Source organism: Pseudonocardia sp. (assembly GCF_050250275.1).
Taxonomy (GTDB): domain Bacteria; phylum Actinomycetota; class Actinomycetes; order Mycobacteriales; family Pseudonocardiaceae; genus Pseudonocardia.
Genome location: NZ_JBFWOY010000020.1, coordinates 37,592 through 62,335 on the forward strand (window position 1 = coordinate 37,592; position 24,744 = coordinate 62,335).

General features: G+C 75.0%; 8 protein-coding genes and 1 pseudogene. All 9 read right to left on the bottom strand.

The annotated features are described in order from the left end of the window. Positions 1-33 precede the first annotated feature (33 nt). Complete coding sequence (locus AB7F12_RS18700) at positions 34-813, bottom strand: LamB/YcsF family protein (protein ID WP_428498521.1); 780 nt, start codon at positions 811-813, stop codon at positions 34-36. Between the two features lie 55 nt (positions 814-868). After that, positions 869-3,658 (bottom strand): phosphoenolpyruvate carboxylase, encoded by a 2,790-nt coding sequence (gene ppc, locus AB7F12_RS18705; RefSeq protein WP_428498522.1) that lies wholly within the window; start codon positions 3,656-3,658, stop codon positions 869-871. Between the two features lie 119 nt (positions 3,659-3,777). Further along, the gene (locus AB7F12_RS18710; protein WP_428498523.1) at positions 3,778-4,095 is read right to left on the bottom strand and encodes an ArsR/SmtB family transcription factor; all 318 of its coding nucleotides are present in this window, start codon (positions 4,093-4,095) and stop codon (positions 3,778-3,780) included. A 98-nt stretch (positions 4,096-4,193) separates the two neighbouring features. After that, positions 4,194-5,882: an ABC transporter ATP-binding protein gene (locus AB7F12_RS18715; protein WP_428498526.1), complete on the bottom strand. Its 1,689-nt coding sequence runs from the start codon at positions 5,880-5,882 to the stop codon at positions 4,194-4,196. Positions 5,883-5,929: 47 nt separating this feature from the next. Next, on the bottom strand, positions 5,930-7,618 hold the full coding sequence (locus AB7F12_RS18720; protein WP_428498524.1) for an ABC transporter ATP-binding protein: 1,689 nt from the start codon (positions 7,616-7,618) through the stop codon (positions 5,930-5,932). Then, a pseudogene (locus tag AB7F12_RS18725) lies at positions 7,615-21,963 on the bottom strand (amino acid adenylation domain-containing protein); the annotation flags it as partial. The gene AB7F12_RS18720 and the pseudogene AB7F12_RS18725, both read right to left, overlap by 4 nt. A 101-nt stretch (positions 21,964-22,064) precedes the next feature. Next, entirely contained in the window at positions 22,065-23,093 is a 1,029-nt protein-coding gene (locus AB7F12_RS18730) for an iron-siderophore ABC transporter substrate-binding protein (protein WP_428516664.1), read from the bottom strand. A 56-nt stretch (positions 23,094-23,149) separates the two neighbouring features. After that, a complete protein-coding gene (locus AB7F12_RS18735; protein ID WP_428499199.1) occupies positions 23,150-23,377 on the bottom strand; it encodes an MbtH family protein in 228 nt (75 codons plus the stop codon). 28 nt (positions 23,378-23,405) lie between these two features. Further along, positions 23,406-24,671, bottom strand: a complete 1,266-nt coding sequence (locus AB7F12_RS18740; RefSeq protein ID WP_428499198.1) for a lysine N(6)-hydroxylase/L-ornithine N(5)-oxygenase family protein — start codon at positions 24,669-24,671, stop codon at positions 23,406-23,408. Positions 24,672-24,744 lie beyond the last annotated feature (73 nt).

The following is a 24,744-nucleotide window of genomic DNA, read 5'->3' on the forward strand; positions in this document are numbered from 1 at the left end:
CGCCGGTCGCGCCCACCGGTCGCGGAGCCGGGCTCACGGCGCACCCGGCGAGCCCGGCAGGAACGCCGCCACGGTGACGCCGGCACCGTCGAGGGCGGCACGCACCGCCGCGGCCATCTCGACGGCCCCGGGGGAGTCGCCGTGCACGCAGACCGACTCGCCGCGGACGGTGACGTCGGCGCCCGACACGCTGCGCACCACGCCCTCGGAGACGATCCGCAGCACCCGGCGGGCCACCTCCTGCGGGTCGTGCAGCACCGCACCCGGCTCGGAGCGCGGCACCAGGGCAGCGTCCGGGGTGTAGCCGCGGTCGGCGAACACCTCGGGGACGGCCCGCAGCCCGGCGGCGTCGGCCGCGCGCAGCAGGGCGGAGCCGGGGAGGCCGAGGATCGGCAGGCCGGGGTCGTAGTCGCGGACGGCGGCGACGATCGCGCCCGCCTGCCCCTCGTGGTGGACCGCGGTGTTGTAGAGGGCGCCGTGCGGTTTGACGTAGCGGACGCGGGTGCCGGCGACGCGGCACATGCCGTCGAGCGCGCCGAGCTGGTAGACGACGTCGTCGGCCAGCTCGGCCGGGGCGACGTCGACGAACCGGCGCCCGAACCCGGCGAGGTCGCGGTACCCGACCTGGGCGCCGACCACGACACCGTTGCGGGCGGCGGCGGCGGTGGTGGCGCGCAACGTCGACGGGTCCCCGGCGTGGAAGCCGCAGGCGACGTTGGCCGAGGTGACGAGGCCGAGCATCGCCTCGTCGTCGCCGAGCCGCCAGCGCCCGAAGGACTCGCCGACGTCGGAGTTGAGGTCGATGGCGGTCATCTCCGGATCCTGGCCGACGACGCCCGCCCCCGCACCGCCGGGACCGCCCACGGGCTCAGCCCGTGTTGCGCAGGCCCGCGGCGATGCCGTTGATCGTCAGCAGCAGCGCGCGGTGCAGGTCCGGGCCGGGCTCCTCGACCGACCGGCGCTGCGCCAGCAGCTGCACCTGCATGTGGTGCAACGGTTCCAGGTAGGTAGAGCGCACCGCCAGGGTGTTGCGCAACACGGGATGGCGGTGCAGCAGCGTGGTCGAGCCGATCCAGCGCAGCACCTCGCCGAGGGTGCGTTCGTGCTCGTCGCGGACGACGTCGAACAGGGGGCGGTGCTCGTCGGCGACGAGGACGTCGACGTAGCGCCCGGCGATGCGCATGTCGGTCTTGGCGAGCGTCATCTCGACGTTGCCGAGGAGGTTGGCGAAGAACGCCCAGCCGCGCATCTCGTCGAGAACGGGCCCGTACCCGGCGTCGCGGGCGGCGCGCAGACCGCTGCCCAGGCCGAACCAGCCCGGCACGACCATCCGGGTCTGCGTCCAGCCGAACACCCACGGGATGGCGCGCAGGTCGTCGAGGCGCCGCCCGCCCTGCCCGGGCCGCTTCGACGGCCGGGACCCGACGTTGAGCCTGCCCAGCTCGTCGACGGGGGTGGCGGTCGTGAAGAACTCGGGCAGGCCCGGGGCCTCGACGAGGGCGCGGTAGGCGGCCTGGGCGGCGCCCGACACGCACTCCATGACCTCGTCCCAGCGGGTGTGCACGTCGGCGGGCCAGCGTGCGGCCTGGTGCAGGAGCGTCGACTCGAGCATGGCGGCGAGCAGGATCTCGAGGTTGTCGTGGGCGAGCTCGGGCAGCGAGTACTTGTCGGAGACGACCTCGCCCTGCTCGGTGAGCCGCAGCGCGGCGTCGACGGTGCCGAACGGGGAGGCGGCCACGGCCTCGCCGGCGGGTCCGCCGCCGCGCCCGACCGACCCACCGCGGCCGTGGAACAGCCGCAGCCGCACGCCGTGCGCGGCCGCGACGTCGCGCAGCCGGCGTTGGGCGCCGTGGATGCGCCACTGCGACGTCGTGATGCCGGCGCCCTTGTTGGAGTCGGAGTAGCCGAGCATGACCTCCTGCAGGTCGCCGCGCTGGGCGACGTGGCGGCGGTAGGCGGGGACGGACAGCAGCGCGTCGAGCAGCTCGCCGGCGCGGGCCAGCTCCTCGACGGTCTCGAACAGCGGCACCACGTCGAGCGAGGACCGTCCGGCGCCGGGCGTCACGTCGATCAGACCGGCCTCACGGGCCAGCACGGCGACGGCGAGGACGTCGTCGATGCCCTGGCACATCGAGATGACGTAGGTGTGGGCGGCGTCGGTGCCGTAGCGCTGCTGGGCCTCGCGCAGCATGTCGAAGGTCGCCATGACGCGGTCGGCCGGTTCGGGCAACGTCCCGCACCGCGGGGCGAGCGGGCGGCCGTCCGCGAGCTCGTCGGCGAGCAGCGCCGCCCGGGCGGGCCGGTCGAGCTCCGCGTAGGGGGAGCCGAGCCGGGCGTGGAGCGCGGCCAGGGCCTCGTGGTGGGCCGATGCGTGTTCGCGGACGTCGAGGGCGGCGAGGGACAGCCCGATCGCCTTGGCGGTGCGCAGCACGCGGGCGAGCCGGCCGGCGGCGATGCGCTCGCCCAGGTGGGCGCGCAACGAGCGGTCGATGACCTCCAGGTCGGCGACGTAGGCGGCGGTGTCGGCGTAGTCGCGACCGGGCACGTGCGGCCGGCCCTCGGCGATGCGTCGGGCGGTGTTGTCCAGCCGGGCCCGGATGAAGCTGGTCTTGAGCCGGTACGGCTCGAAGGCGTCGAGCCGGATGACGCGGTCGTGCACGTCGGGCATCGCCACGCGGTCGCGCTCCAGCGACGCGACGAGCTCGGCCGACACCGTGACGACCCGGGTCGAGACGCTCAGCTCGTGGACGAGCGAGTCGACCTGCGTGCCGTGGACGCGCAGCGCGCGGTCGGCGTAGAGGCGCATCACCTCCTCCGACACCTCGGGGGTGACGTTGGGGTTGCCGTCGCGGTCCCCGCCCACCCAGGTGCCGAGCGCGATCGGGCGGGCGCCGGGCGGGACGGTGAAGCCGGCGGCGCGGGCCTGCGCCTCCAGCTCGGCGACCAGGTCGGGCACCGCCTTGCTGCCCAGCTGTTCGAGGTACCAGCCGATGGCGCGGGCCTCGTCGGCGACGGTGGGGGCGCCGGGCCGGATCTCGTCGGTCTGCCACAGGGCGTCGACCATGGCGTGCAGCTCGTCGTCGTTCTCCCGGGCCCCGCCCGTGTCCTCGGCGAGCAGCTCGGCGATGCGCCGCAGGATGCGCAGCACCGACTGCCGCGACGACTCGGTCGGGTGCGCGGTGAACACCGGCGCCAGCTCGGCGCGGGCCAGGACCTTCTCGACGGTGTCGTGGTCGGCCTCCTCGGCGAGCCGGCGCATGAGGGTGCGCAGGGGCCGGTCCTCGCGTGGGCGCAGGGTGCGCAGCTCGCGGGCCCGGTGCAGCTGCTCGGCGATGTTGGCCAGCTGGAAGTACTGGCAGAAGACGCGCGCGAGGGTGACGGTCGTGGGTGCGTCGAGGCCCGAGAGCAGCCGGGCGATCTCGTCGTCGGTGGCGCCGCCGGTGGTGACCGCGGTGCGCGCGAGCGAGCGGACGGTCTCGGTGAGCGCCAGCAGATCCTCACCGGCCTGCTCGGCGACGGTACGGCCGAGCATCGTCGACAGCCTGCGGATGTCGGCGCGCAGCGCCTCGTGCTCGGCCTCCGACACGACACCGGCGACGGCCTGGGGCTCGCCGGGGGCGGCGTCGTCGACGAGGTCGACCGTGCTGTCGGCCGTCATCGTGTTCTCCCTCGCGTGGTGGTTCGTTCGCGACGGCGGGAACGACAGGAGCGCACATCTTCCACCCGGGGAGGGGACGTACGCGACCGCGAAACGGAGGGTGTCGGGGGTGAACCCGGTCAGACGGTACCGACGGGCTGGCCGAGCGCCTCGGTGAGCAACCGGCGGACACGCTCGTCGGGCGCGGTGTAGTAGACGAACGTGCCCTCGCGACGACCCTCGACGAGCCCGGCGAGGCGGAGCTTGGCGAGGTGCTGGCTGACGGCGGCGGGCTGGGACCCGACGAGCTCGGCGAGGCAGGCCACGTTGGTCTCACCCTGGAGCAGCGCCCACAGGATCTTGATCCGGGTGGGGTCGGCGAGCAGGCGCAACGAGTCCGCGGCCCGCCGGACGTCGTCCGGGTCGGGCATCTCGAAGCCTGCTATGCCGTCGTGCACGCCGCGAGTCTACCGGCTGTTGGTCATCTGACGAGCCGTTCGGGTGTGAACATCACCGGGCCCGGCCCCGCCCGGCCGGCGGTCGCCGGACCGGGCGGTCACCGACCGCTCGACCAGGCCGCCCACAGCGCGGCGTACCGCCCGCCCGCGGCCAGTAACTCCGCATGGCTGCCGAGCTCGACGACCTTGCCGCCGTCGAGGAGCAGCACGGCGTCGGCGTCGGCCGCCTGGGTGAGCCGGTGGGCTACCACGAGCGCGGTTCGTCCGCCCAGCGCCCGCTGCGCCGCGGACTCCAGGACGCGTGCGCCGGCGCTGCCCGCCTCGGCGGTGGCCTCGTCGAGGATCGCGACCGGTGGATCGGCCAGGACGAGCCGGGCGAGAGCCAGCTGCTGGGCCTGCACGGCGGTCAACGCCGAGCCGCCCGCGCCCACCACGGTCTGCACGCCGTCGGGGAGGGCGTCGACCCAGTCGAGCGCACCGACCCGGTCCAGAGCCGCCCGCAGCTGCGCGGCACCCGCGTCCGGGTCGGCCAGGCGCAGGTCGTCGGCCAGCGGGCCGGCGAACACGTGCACCTCCTGGGTGACCAGCGCGACGGCCCCGCGGAGCGCGCCGTCGGGCGGTGGCGGGTCCAGCCGGAGCGTGCCACGGTCGGGCTGGTGCACCCCGGCGACCAGCTTGGCCAGCGTCGTCTTGCCCGCACCGCTGGCGCCGACGACGGCGAGCCGGGCGCCGGCGGCGATGTCCACGTCGACACCGGTGAGCACGTCCGGCCCGTCGCGATAGCCGAAGGCCACCGCCTCGACCTGGACGCGGGCCGGTGCCGCACCGCGCACCGGCGCCGGATGATCCTGCTCCGGCAGGTCGGCGGTCCCGACGATGCGCGCCAGACCGGCGGCCGCGGCCTGCACGGTCTGCAGCAGGAACAGCACCTCGTTCAGCGGTCCGAACAGGCCGATGAAGTAGAGCGCGGCGGCGCTGGCCGTCCCGATCGACACCGTCCCGGAGCGGACCAGCAGGAACCCGACGACCAGCACGAGGGCGAGGCCGACGAACTCGGCCAGGTTGAGCCGCCCGAAGAACCCGTTCTGCAGGCGGACCACCCGCAGCGCGAGGTCGACGACCCGCTGCGAGCGCTGCCGGACCAGCTCGGTGTGCCGCCCGGCGAGCCGGAACGCCCGCACCGTCGCCACGCCGACCGTGCTGTCCAGCAGCTGCTGCTGCTGGGCACCGCCCGCGATGCGCTGCTCGGCGTAGAGGGGGGTGGCGCGACGCAGGTACCACCGGGCGGTGAGCGCCTGGATCGGCACCGCGGCCAGCGCGGCCAGCAGGAACCGCCAGTCCAGGACGGCCAGCCCGACGAACGTCAGTACGATGATCAGCCCGTAGCGGGCCAACGCCGGTACGCCCTCGCGGACCGCCTCGCCGACCTGGGCGACGTCCTCGGTCACCCGGGACCCGAGGTCGCCCGCGCCGGCCGCCTCGATCCGCTCCAGCGGCAGCCCGAGTGCGCGGTCGACGAGCCGTTCCCGCAGCCGGGCCAGCACGACCTCGCCGACCTGTGCGGTCTGGGCCACCCCGAGCGCGGCGAGCAGGCCCTGCACGACGGCGACACCGACCAGCCCGACGGCCGGCCAGGTCACCGCATCGGGCCCGCCGCCGTCGACGACCAGGTCGATGATGCGACCGAGCAGTGGCGCGACCAGCAGGCCTGCGGCGGCGCCGCCGGCCAGGGCCGTCACCGCGAGGACGGCGCGGGTCCGGTGCGGGCGCAGCAGCTCGCCCAGCATCCGACGGGTGCGGGTCGGGGTGGCGACCGGCAGCAGTTCGCGGTCGGTCACCCCAGCACCACGTCTCGGTAGCGGGCCCGGTCGGCCAGGAGCCGGTCGTGGCGGTCGAGCGCGGTGACGCGGCCGCCGTCCACGAGGGCCACCCGGTCGGCGACGGCCAGCAGAGCGGGGCTGCTGGTCACCACCACGGTGGTCCGGCCGTGGCGCAGGGTGCGCAGTCCGGTGGCGATCTCGGCCTCGGTGACCGAGTCCACCGCTGTGGTCGGGTCGTGCAGCACCAGCACGGGTGGGTCCGCGGCGAGCGCCCGGGCGAGCGCCACCCGTTGGCGTTGCCCACCGGAGAGCGTCCGTCCACGTTCGGCGACGACGGTGTCGGCCCCGTCCGCGAGCGCGTCGACCACCTGGTCGGCCCGCGCGGCGGCCAGCGCCGGGGTGAGGTCGCGTTCGGCGGGGGCGGCGGCGCCGACGTTGGCGCGCACCGTGTCCGCGAACAGCTCCGCGTCGTGGGCCGCGACCAGCACCGCCTCGCGGGCGGACTCGGGTGCGTAGTCGGCCAGCGGTACCCCGTCGAGCCGTACCGACCCGTGTTCGGGGTCCGCCTCGCGGGCGAGACAGCTCAGCAGGGCCAGTGCGTCGGCCGGGTCGGCTGCGACGATCCCGAGGAGCTCGCCCGCCCGGACGTCGAGGTCGAGCCCGGTCAGCGAGCCGTGGCGCAGGTCGGCCACGTGCAGGGCACCGTCGACCCGGGTGGGCGGCGGGGCGCTCCCGGCGCCGACCGCCGCCGGTGCGCCGAGCAGCTCGGCGATCCGCCGTGCCGACGCCCTGGCCTGCGCGAACCGTTCGTTGACCCAGCCCAGCTCCTGCAGCGGGTCGACGAGGAACTGGGCCAGCCCGACGGCGGCCACGAGCTGCCCGGTGCTGATCTGGTCCGCGGCCGCCAGCCGGCCACCGACCAGCGCGATCACGGCGAGGAACGTGCCGTTGACGATGAGCACGGTCCCGGAGAACCAGGCCTGGCTGCGGGTGGCCCGCAGGGTGGCCGCCAGCGAGTCGGCGCTGGTCCGGGCGTAGCGGCGGACCGCGGCGGGCTCTGCCCGCAGGCCTTTGAGCACCCGGATGCCCGCGACCAGGTCGGTGGCGGTGCCCGCGGCCTGCGCGGCCCGTTCCTGCTCGGCCTCGCTGCGCCGCTCGATGGGCCGGCCGAACAGGTGGATCAGGTAGAGCACCGGTGGCGTGCCCAGCAGGATGAGCAGCCCGAGCGGCACCGAGATCCGCAGCAGTGCCACCGCGGCGACCAGCAGCGCGGCGAGGGCCGCCAGCCCGAGCGGCAGCCCGAAGTTGATCAGACCGACGCGTTTGGTGTCGGAGGTGGCGATCGAGACGAGCTCGCCCGGCAGGCGGCCCCTCTCGGCGCCGCCGGCCGGGGCGAGCAGGCGGCGGGCGATGAGCAGCCGCAGACGCTGGTCGGCGCACACGTCCGCGATCCAGGCCTGCCGGGCGCCGAGCCGGTAGCAGACGGACAGGAAGGCGAAGTCCAGGCCGAGCACGGCCAGCCAACCGAGCAACGCCGCCGGGTCCCCGGTCCGCAGGGCGGTGTCGATCACCACCCCGACCAGCACCGGGACCAGCACCTCGCCGATCTGGTGGCCGCCGAAGCAGAGGGTGGCGAGCCCGACCCGGCCCCGGAAGGCGCCGATCGACCCGGTCAGGACCGACCGGCCGGAGGACGCGGTCATGTGAGGCCACCTTCCGTGCGGTCGTCCTGTCCGGGGCTGCCCGGTCCGGCGACCGCGCGGACGATGCCGCGCAACGCCTCGAACCACAGCTCGGCCAGGCTCGGCACCTCACCGGCGGCGAAGACCGCCGCCGGCCATTCCCAGGAAGCGTGCAGCTCGGGCCGCCCGTCGACGTCGACCGCGAGCACGTCGAGCACCAGCGGATGCCCGGCCGGCATGGCGTCGTCCCGACCGCCCGTCAGCGGGTCCAGCCCCGCCGGCGTCTGCCAGTCGCCCCCGTCCCCGGCGCCCTCCGCGTAGCGCCCGAGGTAGTTGAACTGCAGCTCGGGCTCGGCTGCGCCGGCGAGCTGGGGGCCGGCCTGGGGGTCGAGGTGGCGCAGCACGCCGTAGCCCAGCCCGCCGTCGGCGACGGCGCAGAGCTGCTCGCCGACCCCACCGACGATCCGGCGCACCTCGTGGGGGTCGGCGGCCAGCACGGCGGACCACGCGGTGGGCCCGACCGGCAGGTACACCGGGAAGGCCGTGGTGAACCAGCCGACGGTCCGGGTGAGGTCGACGTCTCCGACGTGCTCCTCCCGGCCGTGCCCCTCCAGGGCGACCAGCGTGCCGTCGCCGGGGAGGCGCCCGGTGCGGCGGCGCCACTCGGCGGCGGCGACCGCCAACGCGGCGAGCAGGACGTCGTTGACCGTGGCACGCAGGAGGGCCGGGACGGACGACAGCAGTGGTGTCGTCCAGTCGGCCGGCAGCACCAGGGAGTGCTCCCGGATGGTCGTGGCGGTGTCGCGACCCGGGTCGAGGGGGGTGCGGGCGAACCGGCCGGCCGCCGCCTGCGCGGTGGCCCGCCAGTGCGGCAGCTCCCCGGCCCGGGCACCGGTGCGTCCGGCGTCGGCCAGCCCGCGGGCCCAGGTGCGGAACGACGTCCCGACGTCGGGCAGGGCGATCGGCTCGCCCGCGCGGTGGCGGGCCCACGCCTCGGCGAGGTCCTCGGTGAGGATCCGCCACGACACCCCGTCGACGACCAGGTGGTGCGCGACGAGCAGCAGGATCCCCGGGGCGGCCGGTCCGGCGTCGAGCAGCACCGCCTGCGCCATGACCCCGCGGTCGGGGTCGAGGCGGGCGGCGGCCTGCAGCCGCTGCTCCTCGACGACGGTCCCGACGTCGGTGCCGGCCGGCAGGTCGGCCACCGACAGCAGGTCGCCGGCCCGGACGGTGCCCGGCTCGGGGACCTCCAGCTCCCAGCGTGCCGTCTCGCGGTGCAGCCGGGCGCGCAGCAGGTCGTGGTGGTCGAGCAGGGCCTGCAGGACGGGCAGGAGCGCCGGGGCGTCCACCCCGGCCGGGGTCTGCAGGGTCACCGCCTGGTGGAAGGCGCCGATCGAGCCGCCCGCCGCCGCGGTCGACCCGGCGAGCCATCCCATGATCGGGGTGGCGGGCAACCGGCCCGTCCCGGCGCCGTCCACGTCCACCCGAGCCGCGGTCGCCGGACCGGAACCCAGCGCGGCCAGGGCCTCGACGGTGCGTGCCGTGCGCACGTCCCGCGGCCGCAGCACCAACCCGTGCCGGCGGGCCTGCGACACCAGCGCGATCGAGCTGATGCTGTCGCCGCCGAGTGCGAAGAAGTCGTCGTCGATGCCGACGTCCGGCACCCCGAGCAGCCGCCCGATCAGGTTGCACAGGCTCCGCTCGGCCTCGGAGCGCGGCGCGCGGTGCTCCCGCGTCCCGGTGAGCTCCGGAGCCGGCAACGCTGCGGCGTCGAGCTTGCCGTTGACGGTCAGCGGCAGCTCGTCCAGCACGTCGAGGGTGGTGGGGACCATGTGTGGCGGTAGCTGCTCGGCGAGGTGCGTGCGCACCGCGGCGACCAGCGCCGCCGGGTCGGCGGGCCCGGCCGCGACCAGGTAGCCGGCCAGGTGGGCGATCCGGGCCTCCCCCCGCCGGTGCACCGTCACCGCCGCCTGGGCCACCCCGGGGTGGCGTTCCAGGGTGGCGACGATCTCGCCCGGCTCCACCCGGTAGCCCCGGATCTTGACCTGGTCGTCGGTGCGGCCGAGGAAGTCGATGTTCCCGTCGGCCCGCGCGACGACGAGGTCGCCGGTGCGGTACATGCGCCCGCCCGCGGCGGCGCCGTACGGGTCGGCGACGAACCGCTCCGCCGTCGGCCCCGGGCGGTCGTGGTAGCCGCGCGCCAACCCGGCGCCGGCGATGTAGAGCTCACCGGGCGTACCGGGCGGGACGGGGCGCAGCGCGCTGTCGAGGATGTAGGCGCGGGTGTTGGTGACCGGTGTGCCGACCGTCGGTGTCACGCTGTCCTCGGTGCCGCCACCCAGGGTGTTGATCGTGTACTCGGTGGGGCCGTAGAGGTTGTAGCCGACCACCCCCTCCGCGGCGGCCAGCTGCGTCCACACCGACTCGGTGACCGCCTCCCCGCCGAGCAGGACCAGCGGCGGTCGGTGCGGGCCGTCGAGCAGGCCGCTGTCGAGCAGTGTCCGCGCGTAGGTGGGCGTCACGTTGACGACGTCGATGCGCTGCTCGGCGCAGTAGGCGACGAGCTGCTGGGCGTCGCGGCGCAGCTCCTCGTCGCACACGTGCACCTCGTGGCCCTCGACGAGCCAGAGCAGCTCCTCCCACGACATGTCGAAGGAGAACGACACGGTGTGCGCGATCCGCAGCCGGCGGCCCCCGGCCCGGTCCAGGGTCGGGCCGAAGATCTTCGCCTGGTGGTTCACCAGCATGTTCGTCAGCCCCCGGTACGGGGTGAGCACGCCCTTGGGGAGCCCCGTGGAGCCGGAGGTGTAGATCAGGTACGCGGGGTGCTCCAGCCGCCCCGGCGTACCGGGCGCGAACGGGCCGAGCTCGGCGGGGGTGAGCGCGGCCGGTGACTGCCGCGCGAGCTCCGCGGCGGTCTCCCCGCCGTGCAGCCCCACCACCGGTGCGCCCACCTCGGCGGGCAGCCGCTCCGCGCCGGGCCTGTCGGCCAGCACGCACACCGGCCGGGCGTCGGCGAGCATCACGGCCCACCGGTCGGCCGGGTGGTCGAGGTCCAGCGGCAGGTAGGCCGCGCCGGTGCGCAGCACCGCGAACAGCGCCACCACCGTGTCCAGCGACCGCGCCATCGCCAGCGCGACGGTGCGCTCCGGCCCGGCACCGCGCGCCAGCAGCAGCCTGGCCAGCCGGTTCACCCGGGCGTCGAGCTCGGAGAAGGTCAGCTGCTCGCCGTCGCACACCAGCGCCACGGTGTCGGGTCGCGCCGCGGCGCGCTGCGCGAGCAGCTCGGCGACCGTCGCCGGGGGCACCGGGTGGCCGGTGGCGGCCCAGCCCTGTTCGAGCGCGGCCCGCTCCGCCGGGGCGAGCAGCTGCAGCCGGGCCATCGGCCGGTCGGTGTCCGCGGCCAGTTCGTGCAGGACCGACAGGAACGCCTCGTACAGCCGCCGCGCCCGCTCGACCGGGACGCGTCGTTCGTCGTACTGCAGCCGCAGCGCGAGCTCCGCGCCGGGGAAGACCTGCAGGGACGCCGCGAAGTGGGTGCGCGCCTCGACCGACTCACCGGTGCCGGTGATCCGCAGCCCACCCGGCGCCCGCCCGTCCGCACCGGGCGGGAAGTTCTCGAACACGAACAGCACGTCGAACAGCTGTTCCACACCGGCCAGCGACTGCACCTCGGCCAGCCCGAGGTACTGGTGCCCGAGCAGGTCGGCCTGCTCACGCTGGTGGGTGAGCAGCACGTCGCTGATGCAGTGCGTGGGTGACCAGCGCACCCGCACCGGCACGGTGTTGATGAACAACCCGACCTGGGAGTCGATGCCGGGGACGTCGGCGTCGCGGCCGGACACCACGGCACCGACGACGACGTCGTCGCGTCCGGTGAGGGTGCCGAGTGCGATCGCCCACGCCCCGCTGACCAGGGTGTTCAACGTCAGCCCGCGGTGGCGTGCCGCTGCCCCCAGCATGCCGGTGAGCTCCGCCGGGACCGTCCCGGTCAGCGCCGCGGGGGCGGTGGGGGCGGCATCGGCGGGCAGGGCGGCGCCGAGCAGGGTGGGCTCGGTCAACCCCGCCAGCGCCGCCCGCCAGGCCGCCCGGGTCCGGCCGGTGTCCTGACGCGACAGCCAGCCCAGGTACTCCCGGTAGGACGGCACCGGCAGTGGGTCCCGGCCGTCGCCGCGGGCCTCGATCAGGTCGAGGAGGTCGTCGAACAGGACGGGCAGCGACCAGCCGTCGGCCACCAGGTGGTGCAGGGTGACGACCACCCGGTGCGCGGCGTCCGGCTGCTCGGGCCGGTCGCCGGTGAGCAGGGCGACCCGCAGCAGCGGCGCCTCGTCGAGCGCGAAGGCGTGCCGTCGTTCCTCCCGCGCGGCGCGGGCGGTGGTGGCGTCGTCGGCCGGGTGCAGCACGCGCAGCGGGACCTCGACCGTGCGGGCCACGGCCTGGACGAGCCCGCCGTCGAGGGTCTCGTGGAACGAGGCGCGCAGCGCGGGATGGCGGGCGGTGAGCGCGGCGAGCCCGGCGCGCAGCTGCTCACCGGTCAGCGGGCCGGCCAGCTCCAGGACGTACTGCACGATGTAGCCGTCGGGGTCGGCGTCGCTGTGCAGGTGGTAGCGGGAGTGGAAGTACATCCCCTGCTGCAGCGGCGTCAGCGGCCACACGTCGGCCAGGCCGCCGGTGACCGTCGCGGCGAGCGCGTCGACGTCGGGCTGGGCCAGGGTCACGAGCGGGAAGTCGGCGGGTGACGGGCCCCAGCCGCCGGGCGCCGGGGCGTGCTCGGCGAGGGCCGCCAGCGCGGCCGCCCAGCGCTGCGCGATCGCGGTCACGTCGGCCTCGGCGAGCACCCCGTCGGGCCAGGCGAACGTGGCTGACAGGGACGGGCCCGCGGCACCGTCGGTCACCGCGGCGTTGATCTCCAGCGGGTAGCCTGCCGCGGTGTCCGGGTCGGCCCGTTCGCCCAGCGCCGGGCGTTCCGGGGCGAGGCCCCAGTCCTGGCCGTCGGGGTGCTCGCCGGTGCCGAACCGGCCGAGGTAGTTGAACAGGACGGACGGGGTGGCGGTACCGGCCCAGGCCTGCGCCCGGTCCGGGTGCAGGTGGCGCAGCACCGTGTAGCCGATCCCGCGGTCGCGGCGTGCTTCGATCGCGGTCCGGACCCGCTTCGCGGCCGCCGCCATCGCGTGGCCGCCGTCGAGGAACTCCGCCCACGCCACGGGCCCCGGGTCGAGCCGGACCGGGGCGATGGTGGTGAACCAGCCCACGGTCCGGGACAGGTCGAGGGTCTCGTCGACCGCGGCGCCCTCCCGGCCGTGGCCCTCCAGGTCGACCAGCACCGCGCCCTCGTCGCGGTCGCCGCGCAGGGCCACCGCGAGCGCGGTGAGCAGGACGTCGTTGACGGTGCCGCCGAACGCGGCCGGGACCGCGCCGAGCAGCCGCCGGGTGACCGCGGCGGGCACCGCCACGGTCGACGACCGGGTGGTGCCGACCGTGTCGCGGGCCGGGTCCAGCGCCCGGTCCCCGACCGGGCACACGTTTCGCGGGTCCAGCTCGTCGCGCCAGCGGGGTAGCTCGGCCAGCCGCTCGTCGCGACCCGCCTCCCGGTGCAGCGCCTCGGTCCAGTCGCGGAACGAGGTGGGCACCGGCTCCGCGGCGAGCCGACGGCCGTCCTGGTGCTGCTGCCACAGCTGCGCCAGGTCCTCGCCGACGATGCGCCAGGACACGCCGTCGACCACGATGTGGTGGGCGACGAGCAGCAGCCGGCCGCGCCGGGTCGGCCCGGCGTCGACGAACACGGCCTGCACCATCACCCCGCGGTCGGGGTCGAGCCGGCCGACCGCCTCGTCCTCGCACGCGTCGAGCAATGCGGCGAGCGCGGCCGGGTCGTCGGGCGCGGGGACGGTCCGCAGCAGGTCCGCGGCCGCGACGGTGCCGGGCTCGGGAACGTGCAGTGCCCAGTCGTCGGCCCGGTCCAGCCGGGCCCTGAGCAGGTCGTGCCGGTCGAGCAGGGCCTGCAGCAGGGCGACCTGCGCGGCCGTGTCGGCGCCGACCGGGGTCTGCACGCACAGTGACTGGAAGAACCCGTTGATGCCGACCGCCTCGTCGCGCAGCCCGGCGAGGATCGGGATCGGGGGAACGCGCCCCACCCCCGACCCGGGTTCGTGCCGGGCCGCCGGGGCGGTCGCGGCGGCGAGGGCGAGCGCCTCGGGGGTGCGGCGCTCGAACACCAGCCGCGGGCTGATCGCGATGCCGAGCCGGCGGGCCTGGCCCACCAGCCCGATGGAGACGATGCTGTCGCCGCCGAGCTCGAAGAAGTCGTCGTCGACACCCACGTCGCCGACGCCCAGCAGCTCCTCGAACAGCCCGCACAGCACCCGCTCGGGGTCGGTGCGCGGGGCGCGGCGCCGACGGCTCGACGCGAACGTCGGCTCCGGCAGCGCGGTCGTGTCGAGCTTGCCGTTGACGGTCAGCGGCAGCTCGGGGACCTCGACGAGCGCGGCCGGGACCATGTGGGCGGGCAGGCGCTCGGTCAGCTCGGCCCGCACGGCGGCGACCAGCGCGTCGGCCGGGGTCCCCGGGACCGCCGGCACCAGGTAGCCGACGAGCCGTTTGCGCCCGGACGGGCGATGGGTGTGCGCGATCACCGCGGCGTGGGCCACCTGCTCCAGCGACTCCATAGCGGCGGCGATCTCCCCGGGCTCGACCCGGAACCCGCGGATCTTGACCTGGTCGTCGGTACGGCCCAGGAAGTCGACGTTCCCGTCCGGACGCAGGCGGACCAGGTCACCGGTGCGGTACATGCGCCGCCCCGGCCCGGCGGCGAACGGGTCGGCGACGAACCGTTCCGCGGTGAGCGCGGCCCGCCGGTGGTAGCCGCGGGCCAGCCCGGCGCCGGCGATGTACAGCTCGCCGGGGCAGCCGACCGGGACCGGGCGCAAGGAGGTGTCGAGCACGTAGCCGCGGGTGTTGTGGATGGGCTTGCCGACGGTGGGGGTGGCGCTGTCGGCGGTTCCCCCGCCCAGGGTGTTGATCGTGTACTCGGTGGGGCCGTACAGGTTGTAGCCGGTGACGCCGTGGGCGTCGCGCAGCGCGGACCACACCGTGTCGGTGACGGCCTCGCCGCCCAGCAGCACCAGCGACGGCCGGTGCGGGCCGTCGAGCAGCCCCTCCTCCAGCAGCGCGTGCGCGAACGTGGGTGTCACGTTGACGACGTCGATGCGCTGGTCGCGGCAGTAGGCCACCAGCTTGTGGGCGTCGCGGCGCAGCTCCTCGTCGCACACGTGCACCTCGTGGCCCTCGACGAGCCAGAGCAGCTCCTCCCACGACATGTCGAAGGAGAACGACACGGTGTGCGCGATCCGCAGCCGGCGCCCGCCCGCGGCGCCCACCACGGGGTCGAAGATCTCGGCACGGTGGTTGGCCAGCATGTTGGTCAGCCCCCGGTACGGGGTGAGCACGCCCTTGGGCAGGCCGGTGGAGCCGGAGGTGTAGATCAGGTAGGCGGGGTGCTCGAGCCGGGCGGGGTCGGCGGCGGCGAAGCCGGGGCGCTCCGCGTCGCCGAGCGGGCCCGCCGGGAACGCGGCCAGCTCGGCGACCACCGCCGGGTCGTCGAGTGCCGAGATCGGGACGTCGGCGGGCAGCAGAGCGGCGGCGTCGGCCGTGGTGAGGACGCACACCGGGTCGGCGTCGGCGACCATCACGGCGAGGCGCTGCGCCGGGTACTCCAGGTCCAGCGGGAGGTAGGCGGCGCCGGTGCGCAGCGTCGCGAACAGTGCGGCGACCATGTCCGTGCCGCGCGGCAGGGCGAGCCCGACGACGCGTTCGGGGCCCGCGCCGCGGGCCAGCAGCAGCCGGGCCAGCCGGTCGACCCGCTCGTCGAACTCGGTGAACGAGAGCTGCTGCGACCCGCAGACGAGGGCGGTGTCCGCGGCGTGCGCCGCGGCGGTCGCGGCGAGCGTCTCGGCCACCGACTCCGTGCCCAGCGGGCGGGTGGTGGCCGACCAGTCCCGCTGCAGGTGCGCCCGCTCCTGGTGCCCGAGCAGGTCGAGCCGGCCGAGTGGGCGGTCCGGGTCGGCGACGAGCGCCGCGGCGACGTCGGCCGTGCGCCGCAGCAGCGCCGTCGCCTCGGCGGCGCTCACGGCGACGTGGTGTTCGAGGGTCAGGCCCAGCTCGTCGCCGGGGGTCGCGATCATCACCAGCGGGTAGTGGGTGGCGTCGACGTGGCGGCGGCCGACGACCCCGGCGGCGTCGAGGGCCCGCTGCGGGATGTCGGCGAAGTTCTGCAGCACGAACAGGGTGTCGAACAGCACCGGCTGCCCTGCCGCGCGTTGGATGGCACCGAGCCCGAGGAACTCGTGCTCGCTCAGGGCGAGCCGCTCGTTCTGCAGCCGGCGCAGGAACGCGCCCACGGCTTCGGCGGGGTCGGTGCGCACCCGCGTCGGCACGGTGTTCAGGAACTGGCCGACGACGTGCGCGGCCCCGGGCAGCTCCGGTGGCCGCCCGGCGACGGTGGTGCCGAAGACCACCTCGTCGCGGCCGGTGAGGCCACCCAGCACGAGCGCCCACGCCGCGTTGAGCACGGTGTTGAGGGTGACCCCGCAGCGCCGGGCGCCCGCGCGCACCGCCTCGGACCCCCCGGCGGGCACCGTGATCGCGGTCCGGGCGGGGATGGCTGCGGGGGCGGTGGTCCCGGCGCGCAGCGCCGGAGCGACCAGGGTGGGTTCCTCGATCCCGGCGAGGGCGCCGGCCCATGCCGCGCGCGCGGCGTCGCCGTCACGTTCGGCCAGCCAGCGCAGGTACTCGGGGTAGCCGCCCGCGGGTGGCAGCGCCTGCGCGCTGCCACCGCCGTAGAGGGTGAACAGCTGGTCGAACAGGGTGCTGTGCGACCAGCCGTCCCACGCCAGCAGGTGGTAGGTGACCACCAGCCGGTCGGTGCCGTCGGGCAGGCGCAGCAGCGACATCCGGAACAGTGGCGGCGCGGTGAGGTCGAACCGGCGGGTGCGGTCGGCGTGCGCGATGTCCCCGGCCCGCGCCGCGGCCTCGGCGGGGGCGAGGCCGGACAGGTCGTGCTCGGTCACCGGGTCGTCGGCGGCGGCCCGCACGACCTGGTGGACGGTGCCGTCACCGTTGTCGACGAACGCGCAGCGCAGCGTCGGGTGCCGCAGCTGCAGCAGCTGCGTCGCTGCGCGCAGGCGGGCCGCGTCGACGCGATGGTCCAGTTCGAAGGTGGTCTGCCCGGTGTAGACGTCGAGCGCCCCGGAGTCGTCGAAGACGGCCTGGAAGTACAGCCCGGACTGCAGCGGGGAGAGCGGCCAGACGTCGGTGAGGTCGGCGAACCGCTCCCGTAGCGAGCCGAGCGTGGTGAGGTCGAGCGGTACCAGTTCGAGCGGCGCGACCGGCGGCCGGGCCTGCTCGGGGGTGTCCTCGACGGTGGCGACGAGGGCGAGCGCCTCGGGGGTCCGGCTGGTGAAGACCTGCCGCGGGGTGAGGACCAGACCGCGTTCCCGGGCCCGGCCGACCAGGGTGACCGAGCTGATGCTGTCGCCGCCGAGAGCGAAGAAGTCGTCGCCGGCTCCGACGTCGGTCGCGTCGAGCAGCTCGGCGAACAAGGCGCACAGCACCCGCTCGGGCCCGGTCCGCGGAGGGCGGCTGCCGCCGCCGGTGTAGACCGGCGCCGGGAGGGCCCGGACGTCCAGCTTGCCGTTCGTGGTCAACGGCAGCTCGTCGAGGGCGACGATCGAAGCGGGGACCATGTGGGCGGGCAGGTGCAGCGCCAGGTGGCTGCGGATCTCGGCGGCGGGGGCGCCGGCGCGCGGGTCGGCGGGAACCAGGTAGGCCGCCAACCGGGCGAGGGCCGGGCCCCCGCGCGACGACGTGCTGTCGACGACCACCGCGGCCTGCGCGACCAGGGGGTGCGCCTCCAGTGCGGCGACGATCTCACCCGGCTCGATCCGGTAGCCGCGGATCTTGACCTGGTCGTCGGTGCGGCCGAGGAAGTCGATGTTCCCGTCGGGGCGCCGTCGGGCCAGGTCGCCGGTCCGGTACATGCGTCCGCCCGGTTCGGTCGCGTAGGGGTCGGCGACGAACTTCTCGGCGGTCAGGCCGGCCCGGTCGTGGTAGCCGCGGGCCAACCCGGCGCCGGCCAGGTAGAGCTCGCCGGGCGAGCCGTCGAGCACGGGGCGCAGCGCGCTGTCGAGGATGTGGACCCGGGCGTTGTGCACCGGCCGCCCGACCGTCGGGGTGGTGCTGTCGCCGACACCGCCACCGAGCGCGTTGACGCTGAACTCGGTGGGCCCGTAGAGGTTGTAGCCGTCGGTGCGCGGCGCCTCGCGCAGCGCGGTCCAGACGGAGTCGGTCGCGGCCTCGCCACCGAGCAGCACCAGCGACGGTACGTGCCCGCCGTCGAGCAGGCCGGCGTCGAGCAGGGCGCGGGCGTAGGTCGGTGTCACGTTGAGGACGTCGAGGCGCTGCGCGCGGCAGTGCTCGACGAGGCGGTGGGCGTCGCGGCGCAGCTGCTCGTCGCACAGGTGCAGCTCGTGCCCGTCGAGCAGCCAGAACAGCTCGTCCCAGGACATGTCGAAGGAGAACGACGTGGTGTGGGCGACCCGCAGCCGGCGGCCCCCGGTACCGGCGAGGGCGCGCGGGACGATCTCGGCGCGGTACTCGGCCAGCATGTTGGTCAGGCCGCAGTGCGGGGTGAGCACACCCTTGGGGGTGCCGGTGGAGCCGGACGTGTAGATCAGGTAGGCGGGGTGGTCCAGCCGGCCGGGTGAGCCGGCCGTGAACCCTGCCAGGTCCGTCGACGACGGCGGCCCGGGTGGCAGTGCGGCCAGCTCGGCGACGATCCCGGGGCTGTCGAGCCGGATCGTCGGCACGTCGAGGGCCGGCGCGTCGAGGTCGGGGCCGTCGGCGAGCGCCACGACGCAGACCGGCCGGGCGTCGCCGACCATCGCGGCCAGCCGCGCGGGCGGCAGCTCGAGGTCCAGGGGCAGGTACGCGGCGCCGGTGCGCAGCACGGCGAACAACGTCGCCACCATGTCGGTGGAGCGGGGCAGGGCCAGGGCGACGACGCGCTCCGGGCCCGCGCCGCGCGCCAGGAGCAGCCGGGCGAGGCGGTCGACCCGCGCGTCGAGCTCGGCGAAGGTCAGCCGGTCGTCGCCGCACACGAGGGCCGTGCCGTGCGGGGTGGCCGTGGCCAGCGTCGCGAGGTGCTCGGCCACCGTGCGGTCGGGCAGGTCGCGCTCGCTGGCCGACCACGCCGCGCGCAGCGCCACCGGTTCGTCGTCGGTCACCACGTCGACCCGCCCGACGGGCTCGGCGGGTGCCGCGAGCAGCCGTCGCGTCGTCGTCGCCAGGCGGTCCAGCAGCGCCGTCGCCGTCGCCCGGTCCAGGACGTCGGGCCGGAACTGCAGGGTGAACCGCATCCGCGACTCCGGTGCGACGACCAGCGCGAGCGGGTAGTGCGTCGCGTCGGCGTAGTCGACGTAGCGGGCGCCCACCGCGTCGAGCACAGCCGGGTCCAGCTTCGGGAAGTTCTGCAGCACGAACAGGGTGTCGAACAACGGCTGCTGCCCGGCGGCGCGCTGGATCTCGGCCAGCCCGGCGTGCTCGTGGTCGAGCAGGGCCGCCCGGTCACGCTGGATCCGCTGCAGCAGGGCGCTCACGGGCTCGGCGAGGTCGAGCCGCACGCGAGCCGGCACGGTGTTCAGGAACTGGCCGATCGACCGGTCGCTGCCCGCCAGCTCGGGCGGCCGCCCGGCCACCGTGGTGCCGAAGACCACGTCGGTCCGCCCGGTCAGCCCGCCGAGGGTGATCGCCCAGGCGGCGTTGAGGACGGTGTTGACGGTGACGCCGAGGGCGCGGGCGCCGGCGCGGACGGCGTCGTCGGCCTCCGCGGGCAGCTCCAGTTCGACGGTCGAGGGCAGGACGGGCGCGTCCACGGGGGCGGCCTGCCGGGCGCCGGCGACGAGCGTGCCGCCGTCCAGCCCCGCCAGCGCGTGCCGCCACGCGGCCGCGTCGGCCCGGTGGTCGCGGCCGGCCAGCCAGCGCGGGTGGTCCAGGTGCGACGGCGGGGCGGGCAGTCCCGGATCGGTGCCGTCGTGGCCGAGCAGCGCGAAGAGTTCCCGCAGGACGATGTGGTGCGACCACCCGTCCCACGCGGTGAGGTGCTGGGTGAGCACCAGCCGGGACCGGCCACCGGGCAGGTGGGCGACGGCGATGCGGAACAGCGGCGGCGCGGCGAGGTCGAAGCGGCGGCCGCGGTGGTCCGCGGCGAGGGTGGCCAGGCGCTCCAGCGCGTGGTCGAGGGGCAGGTCGGTGAGGGTGACCTCTTCGACGGGGACGGTGGCCGTCGGCAGCACGACCTGCACGGGCTGCGGAACGCCGTCGGCGGTCAGCCCGGCGCGCAGGAACGGGTGGCGTTTCAGCAGCGTCGCGCACGCGCGGCCGAGCAGGTCGACGTCGAGTGGGGTGGCGAACTCGAAGTCGTGCTGTGCGGTGTAGGGGTCGACGTCGCCCGAGCCCTCGTAGACCGACTGGAAGTACAGCCCGGACTGCAGCGGCGCGGCCGGGAAGACCGCGTCCGTGCCGACGCCGTAGCGGGCCGCGGCCCGGGCCGCGACCTGCGGGTCGAGCAGCGGGGCCGCACCGCCGGAATCCCGGGTCGCCCGGTCCTCCGGTTGCGCGGCGGGGAACCGGGCGGCCAGCGCTTCGGCGGTGCGCAGCTCCATCAGCTCCCGCACCCGCACCCGCAGTCCGTCCTCGTGGGCGCCGCGGATCACCCGGACCGCGGTGATGCTGTCGCCGCCGAGTGCGAAGAAGTCGTCCTCCGGGCCCACCTCGGGCAGGTCGAGGGCCTCGGCCAGCCGCCGGCACCAGCGGCGCTCGGCGTCGTCGCGGGCCGGCCGGCCACCGCCCGCCTCGAGCTGCGGCGCGGGCAGGGCGTCGCGGTCGAGCTTGCCGTTCGGCGTCATCGGGAGCCCGCCGGCGATCGGCACCAGCACGGTGGGGACCATGTGCGCCGGCAACGAGTCGGCCAGCCGGGCCCGCACGTCGGCCGGCGGGTCCGCCGACGCGTCGAGCACCACGTACCCGACCAGCATGCGGCGGCCCGGCTGGTCCTCGCGGACGACGACCGCGGCCTGGGTGACGCCGGGCTGCGCCAGCAGCGCGGTCTCGATCTCACCCGGCTCGATCCGGTAGCCACGCAGTTTCACCTGCTGGTCCGCGCGCCCGAGGAAGTCGAGGGTCCCGTCGGCCCGCCACCGGACCCGGTCGCCGGTGCGGTACATCCGGGAGCCGTCGACCGCGAACGGGTCGGCCACGAACCGCGACGCGGTCAGCCCGGCGCGGCCGCGGTATCCCCTGGCCAGCCCCCGTCCCGCGATGTACAGCTCACCGACCTCACCCACCCCGACCGGACGCAGCCGCTCGTCGAGCACGAAGGCGTGCGTGTTGGGGTCGGGGCGGCCGATCGGGGCGGGCCCGCTCCACCCGGGCTCGGCCGTCCACAGGGTGGAGTTCACCGTCGCCTCGGTCAGCCCGTAGGCGGTCACCACCCGCAGGGGGCCGGTCCAGCGCCGCAGCACCTCCGGCGGCACCGTCTCGGTGCCGACGACCAGCACGGCGCCGTCGGGTAACCGGCTCTCCGGCGGCAGGGCCGCCACCAGCGAGGGCGGCAGGATCATGTGGGTGATCCCGTTGGCGCACAGGTAGTCGGTGAGCTCGGGGCCCGCGACGCGGCGGTGGGCCGGCACCAGGACGACGGTCCCGCCGACGCACAGCGACATCGTCAGGTCCCAGACCGCGACGTCGAACCCGATCGAGGCGAACTGCGCGACCCTGCTCCGGGCGTCCACCCCCAGCCGGTCCACCGCGGTCGCGACGAGGCTGCCGATGCCCTCGTGCGTGAGCAGCGCGCCCTTGGGGCGACCGGTCGAGCCCGACGTGTAGATGAGGTAGGCGGCCCGGTCCAGGTCGATCGGGCCACCCACCTCCGCATCGTCGAGGTCGGCACCCGATCGCCCGGCGAGCTCGGCCACCGTGGCGGCGGCGTCCACGCGCACCGCCGCCGTCGCGGACGGCAGCTCGCCCGCCAGGTCGGTCGTGGTGAGGACCAGCCCGGCGCCGGAGTCGTCCAGCAGGTAGGCGACCCGCTCGGCCGGATGGTCCAGATCGACCGGCAGGAACACGGCTCCTGCCTTGAGCACCGCGAGCACCGCGACCACCAGCTCGGGCGAGCGGGGCAGGGCGAGGCCGACGACGTCCTCGGCCCCCACCCCACGCGCCCGGAGCAGGCGGGCCATCCGGTTGGCACGGTCGTTGAGCTCGTGGTAGCTCAACGACTCGTCCTCGCAGACGACAGCGGTCGCCGTGGGCCGTTCCGCGGCGCGGTTCTCGAACAGCCGTGACCACGGCAGTTCGTCGACCTCCCGCAGGGGACTGCGGGCCCACGGCGTCAGCTCGTCGATGCTCACTGCGGTCACGGCTTGGCGTCCAGCTTCTCCAGCTCGGGAACGACCTGGTCGAGGGCGTAGGGGATGCTCAGCACGGTGTTGAAGGTGATCGCCGCACCCGGGAACGGGGCCTGCGTGTAGTCGAAGTAGGACACGCGGCCGTTGCGGACGACGTCGAGCCGGTTGTAGATGGGGTCGTTCTGCAGGGTGGCCAGGAGGTCGGGGTCGGAGGTCCAGGCGAGGCGGTCGACGTCGAGCAGCGTGAACTCCTCGGCGCTGACGTTCGCGAGGTTGTCCTGTACGCGCGGGGCGAGCCACGGGGGCTGCGTCGAGAAGCCGAGGTCGGCGAAGAACCGGGCCTTGGGGTCCTGCGGCGAGAAGACCCCGTAGGTGCCCGCCTCGGCCGTCGCCATCACGAGCATGGTCTTCGTGGCCCACTGCGGGTGAGCCGTGCGGACAGCGGCGAGCTTCTGCTCCACGCCTGCCACCAGGTCCTTGGCCTGCGCCTCGCGGCCGAGCGCGCGGCCGATCGTCACCGTCGTCTCCTGCCAGGGGGCACCGAAGGCGTCGTAGGCGCCCGGGTGGGCGACGGTGGGGGCGATCGCCGACAGCTTGTCGTACTCGGAGCGGTCCAGGCCCTCGTACAGGGCGAGGATCAGGTCCGGACGCAGGGCGGCGACCTTCTCGAAGCTGATCTCGCCGGCGTTCGCGACGATCTCGGGGGTCGCCCCCTTCGCGGCCGCGGTCGCCCACGGGAAGATCGCGCCCGGCTGCTCGTCGAACCATTCCGTCGTGCCGACCGGCTGGACACCGAGGGCGAGGACGGCGTCCTGGTCGCTCCAGCCGATGGTGACCACGCGCTGCGGCGAGGTGGCGATGGTGGTGGAGCCGAGGGCGTGGTCGATGGTCACCGGGAAGCCGGGACCGGCCGGCGGGGCCGACGGGGACGAGGCGGGCGACTGCGCTGTGCCGCAGCCGGCGAGGGCCACGGCGAGCGCCGCTGCGAGCGGCAGCAGCGTCCGTCGTCGAAGTGTTCGGGGCATGCGGATACTCACGGTTGTGCTCCTCGGAGGTCGATCAGGGACGTTCTTGGGCGCTGAAGCGCCCGGGATCAGCGGGTCGGCGCGGCCGGCTCGGAGCGCTGCCGCAGGCTGCGGGGGCGCAGGTCGTCCCAGTGTTCGTCGATGTGGTCCAGGCACTCCTGGCGGCCGGCTGCGGACAGGACCACGCGCCAGCCCTCGGGGACCGCCGCGAACGCGGGCCACAGCGAGTACTGCTCCTCGTCGTTGACCAGTACGTGGAAGGTGCCGTCCGGGTCGTCGAACGGGTTGGTGGACATCCGTGTCTCGCCTTCTGTCGTGGGTGGGTCAGACCAGGGCCGAGCTGCGCTCGGCGATCGACTGCACGATCTCCCCACTACGCACGGCGATGTTCGACAGCAGCGTCGACGACAGTCCATGGGTGTGTTCGGTCGCGCCCTGGACGTAGATTCCCGCGCGCAACGCCTCGTCGGTGGCCACCCGGTAGTCGCGGTTGATGCTCAGGCGGCCGGTGTCGTCGCGCAGGCAGGATCCGGTGAGGTCGCCGAGGAGGGCGCACGGGTCGGAGGGCCGGTATCCGGTCGCATAGACCACGAGGTCGGCTCTGACGGCTTCGCGCCCACCGTCGAGCATCGACTCGAGGACCAGTTCGACGTGGTCGCGGCCGGCCACCACGTCACCGATGCGGCTGACGTTGAGGAACCGCAGCCGTTCGCGCCCGCTGATCTTCTCGTGGTAATGGCGGCGGTAGAGGGACTCGATGAGCTCGGGGTCGACGACCGAGTAGTTGGTGTTGGCGTGGTAGCCGAGAATCATCTGTTTGACTTCGGGGGGTGCTCCGAAGAAGTCGTCGACGGCGCCCGGGTCGAACACGCGGTTGGCGAACGGTGTGTCGTCGGCGGGGCTGTAGCCGTAGCGGTTGAAGACGGCCCACACCTCAGCGGACTCGAACCTGCGGTGGAAGTGGTCCACCGCCTCGGCTGCGCTCTGCCCGGCGCCGACGACGATCACGCGACGCGGGTCGATCGGCTGGTCGGTGCGGGTGAGGAGGTCGCGCGTGTGCCAGATCCGCTCTCCCGGGACCACCCCGTCGGGCAGGTTCGCGGTGAGCCCGGTGGCGACCACGACGTTACGGGTGCGCATCGTCGTCCCGCCCGACGTCCTGACGTCGAGGAACTCGGGTGCGTCGGGTACCGGATCGATCGAGGTCACGGTCGTGCGGTAGTCGACGTCGTCGGCGAATCGCCCGGCGACCCATTCCAGGTAGTCGTGGAACTCCAGACGTGTCGGGAACGCGCTCCCGTAGTTGATGAAGTCGATCAGCCGGCCCCGGTCGTGGAGGTAGGACAGGAAGCCGTACGGGCTGACGGGGTTGCGCAGGGTGGCGAGGTCCTTGAGGAAACTGATCTGCATCGTCGCGTCTTCGAGCAACATGCCGCGGTGCCATCCGAACGTGGGCTGCCGTTCCACGAACCGGGTACTCAACCCCGCGCCAGGGGTGCTGCTGTTGTGTTCGGCGACGGCGACGGCGAGCGCCAGGTTCGATGGTCCGAAACCGACGCCGACCAGGTCGAACGACCCACATCGAGACATGCACGCGCTCCCTTTGGGTGAGGACTAGGCTACCTTTGCCTAAGGGAAGGCTTACTTCAATAGCCCGTGTGGG

What these genes read in the sequence shown, in the direction of transcription:
- AB7F12_RS18720 (WP_428498524.1), bottom strand. Translation starts at nt 7,618, where the DNA reads ATGACCGCGTCCTCCGGCCGGTCGGTCCTGACCGGGTCGATCGGCGCC.
- ppc (WP_428498522.1), bottom strand. Translation starts at nt 3,658, where the DNA reads ATGACGGCCGACAGCACGGTCGACCTCGTCGACGACGCCGCCCCCGGC.
- AB7F12_RS18735 (WP_428499199.1), bottom strand. Translation starts at nt 23,377, where the DNA reads ATGTCCACCAACCCGTTCGACGACCCGGACGGCACCTTCCACGTACTG.
- AB7F12_RS18700 (WP_428498521.1), bottom strand. Translation starts at nt 813, where the DNA reads ATGACCGCCATCGACCTCAACTCCGACGTCGGCGAGTCCTTCGGGCGC.
- AB7F12_RS18715 (WP_428498526.1), bottom strand. Translation starts at nt 5,882, where the DNA reads ATGCTGGGCGAGCTGCTGCGCCCGCACCGGACCCGCGCCGTCCTCGCG.
- AB7F12_RS18740 (WP_428499198.1), bottom strand. Translation starts at nt 24,671, where the DNA reads ATGTCTCGATGTGGGTCGTTCGACCTGGTCGGCGTCGGTTTCGGACCA.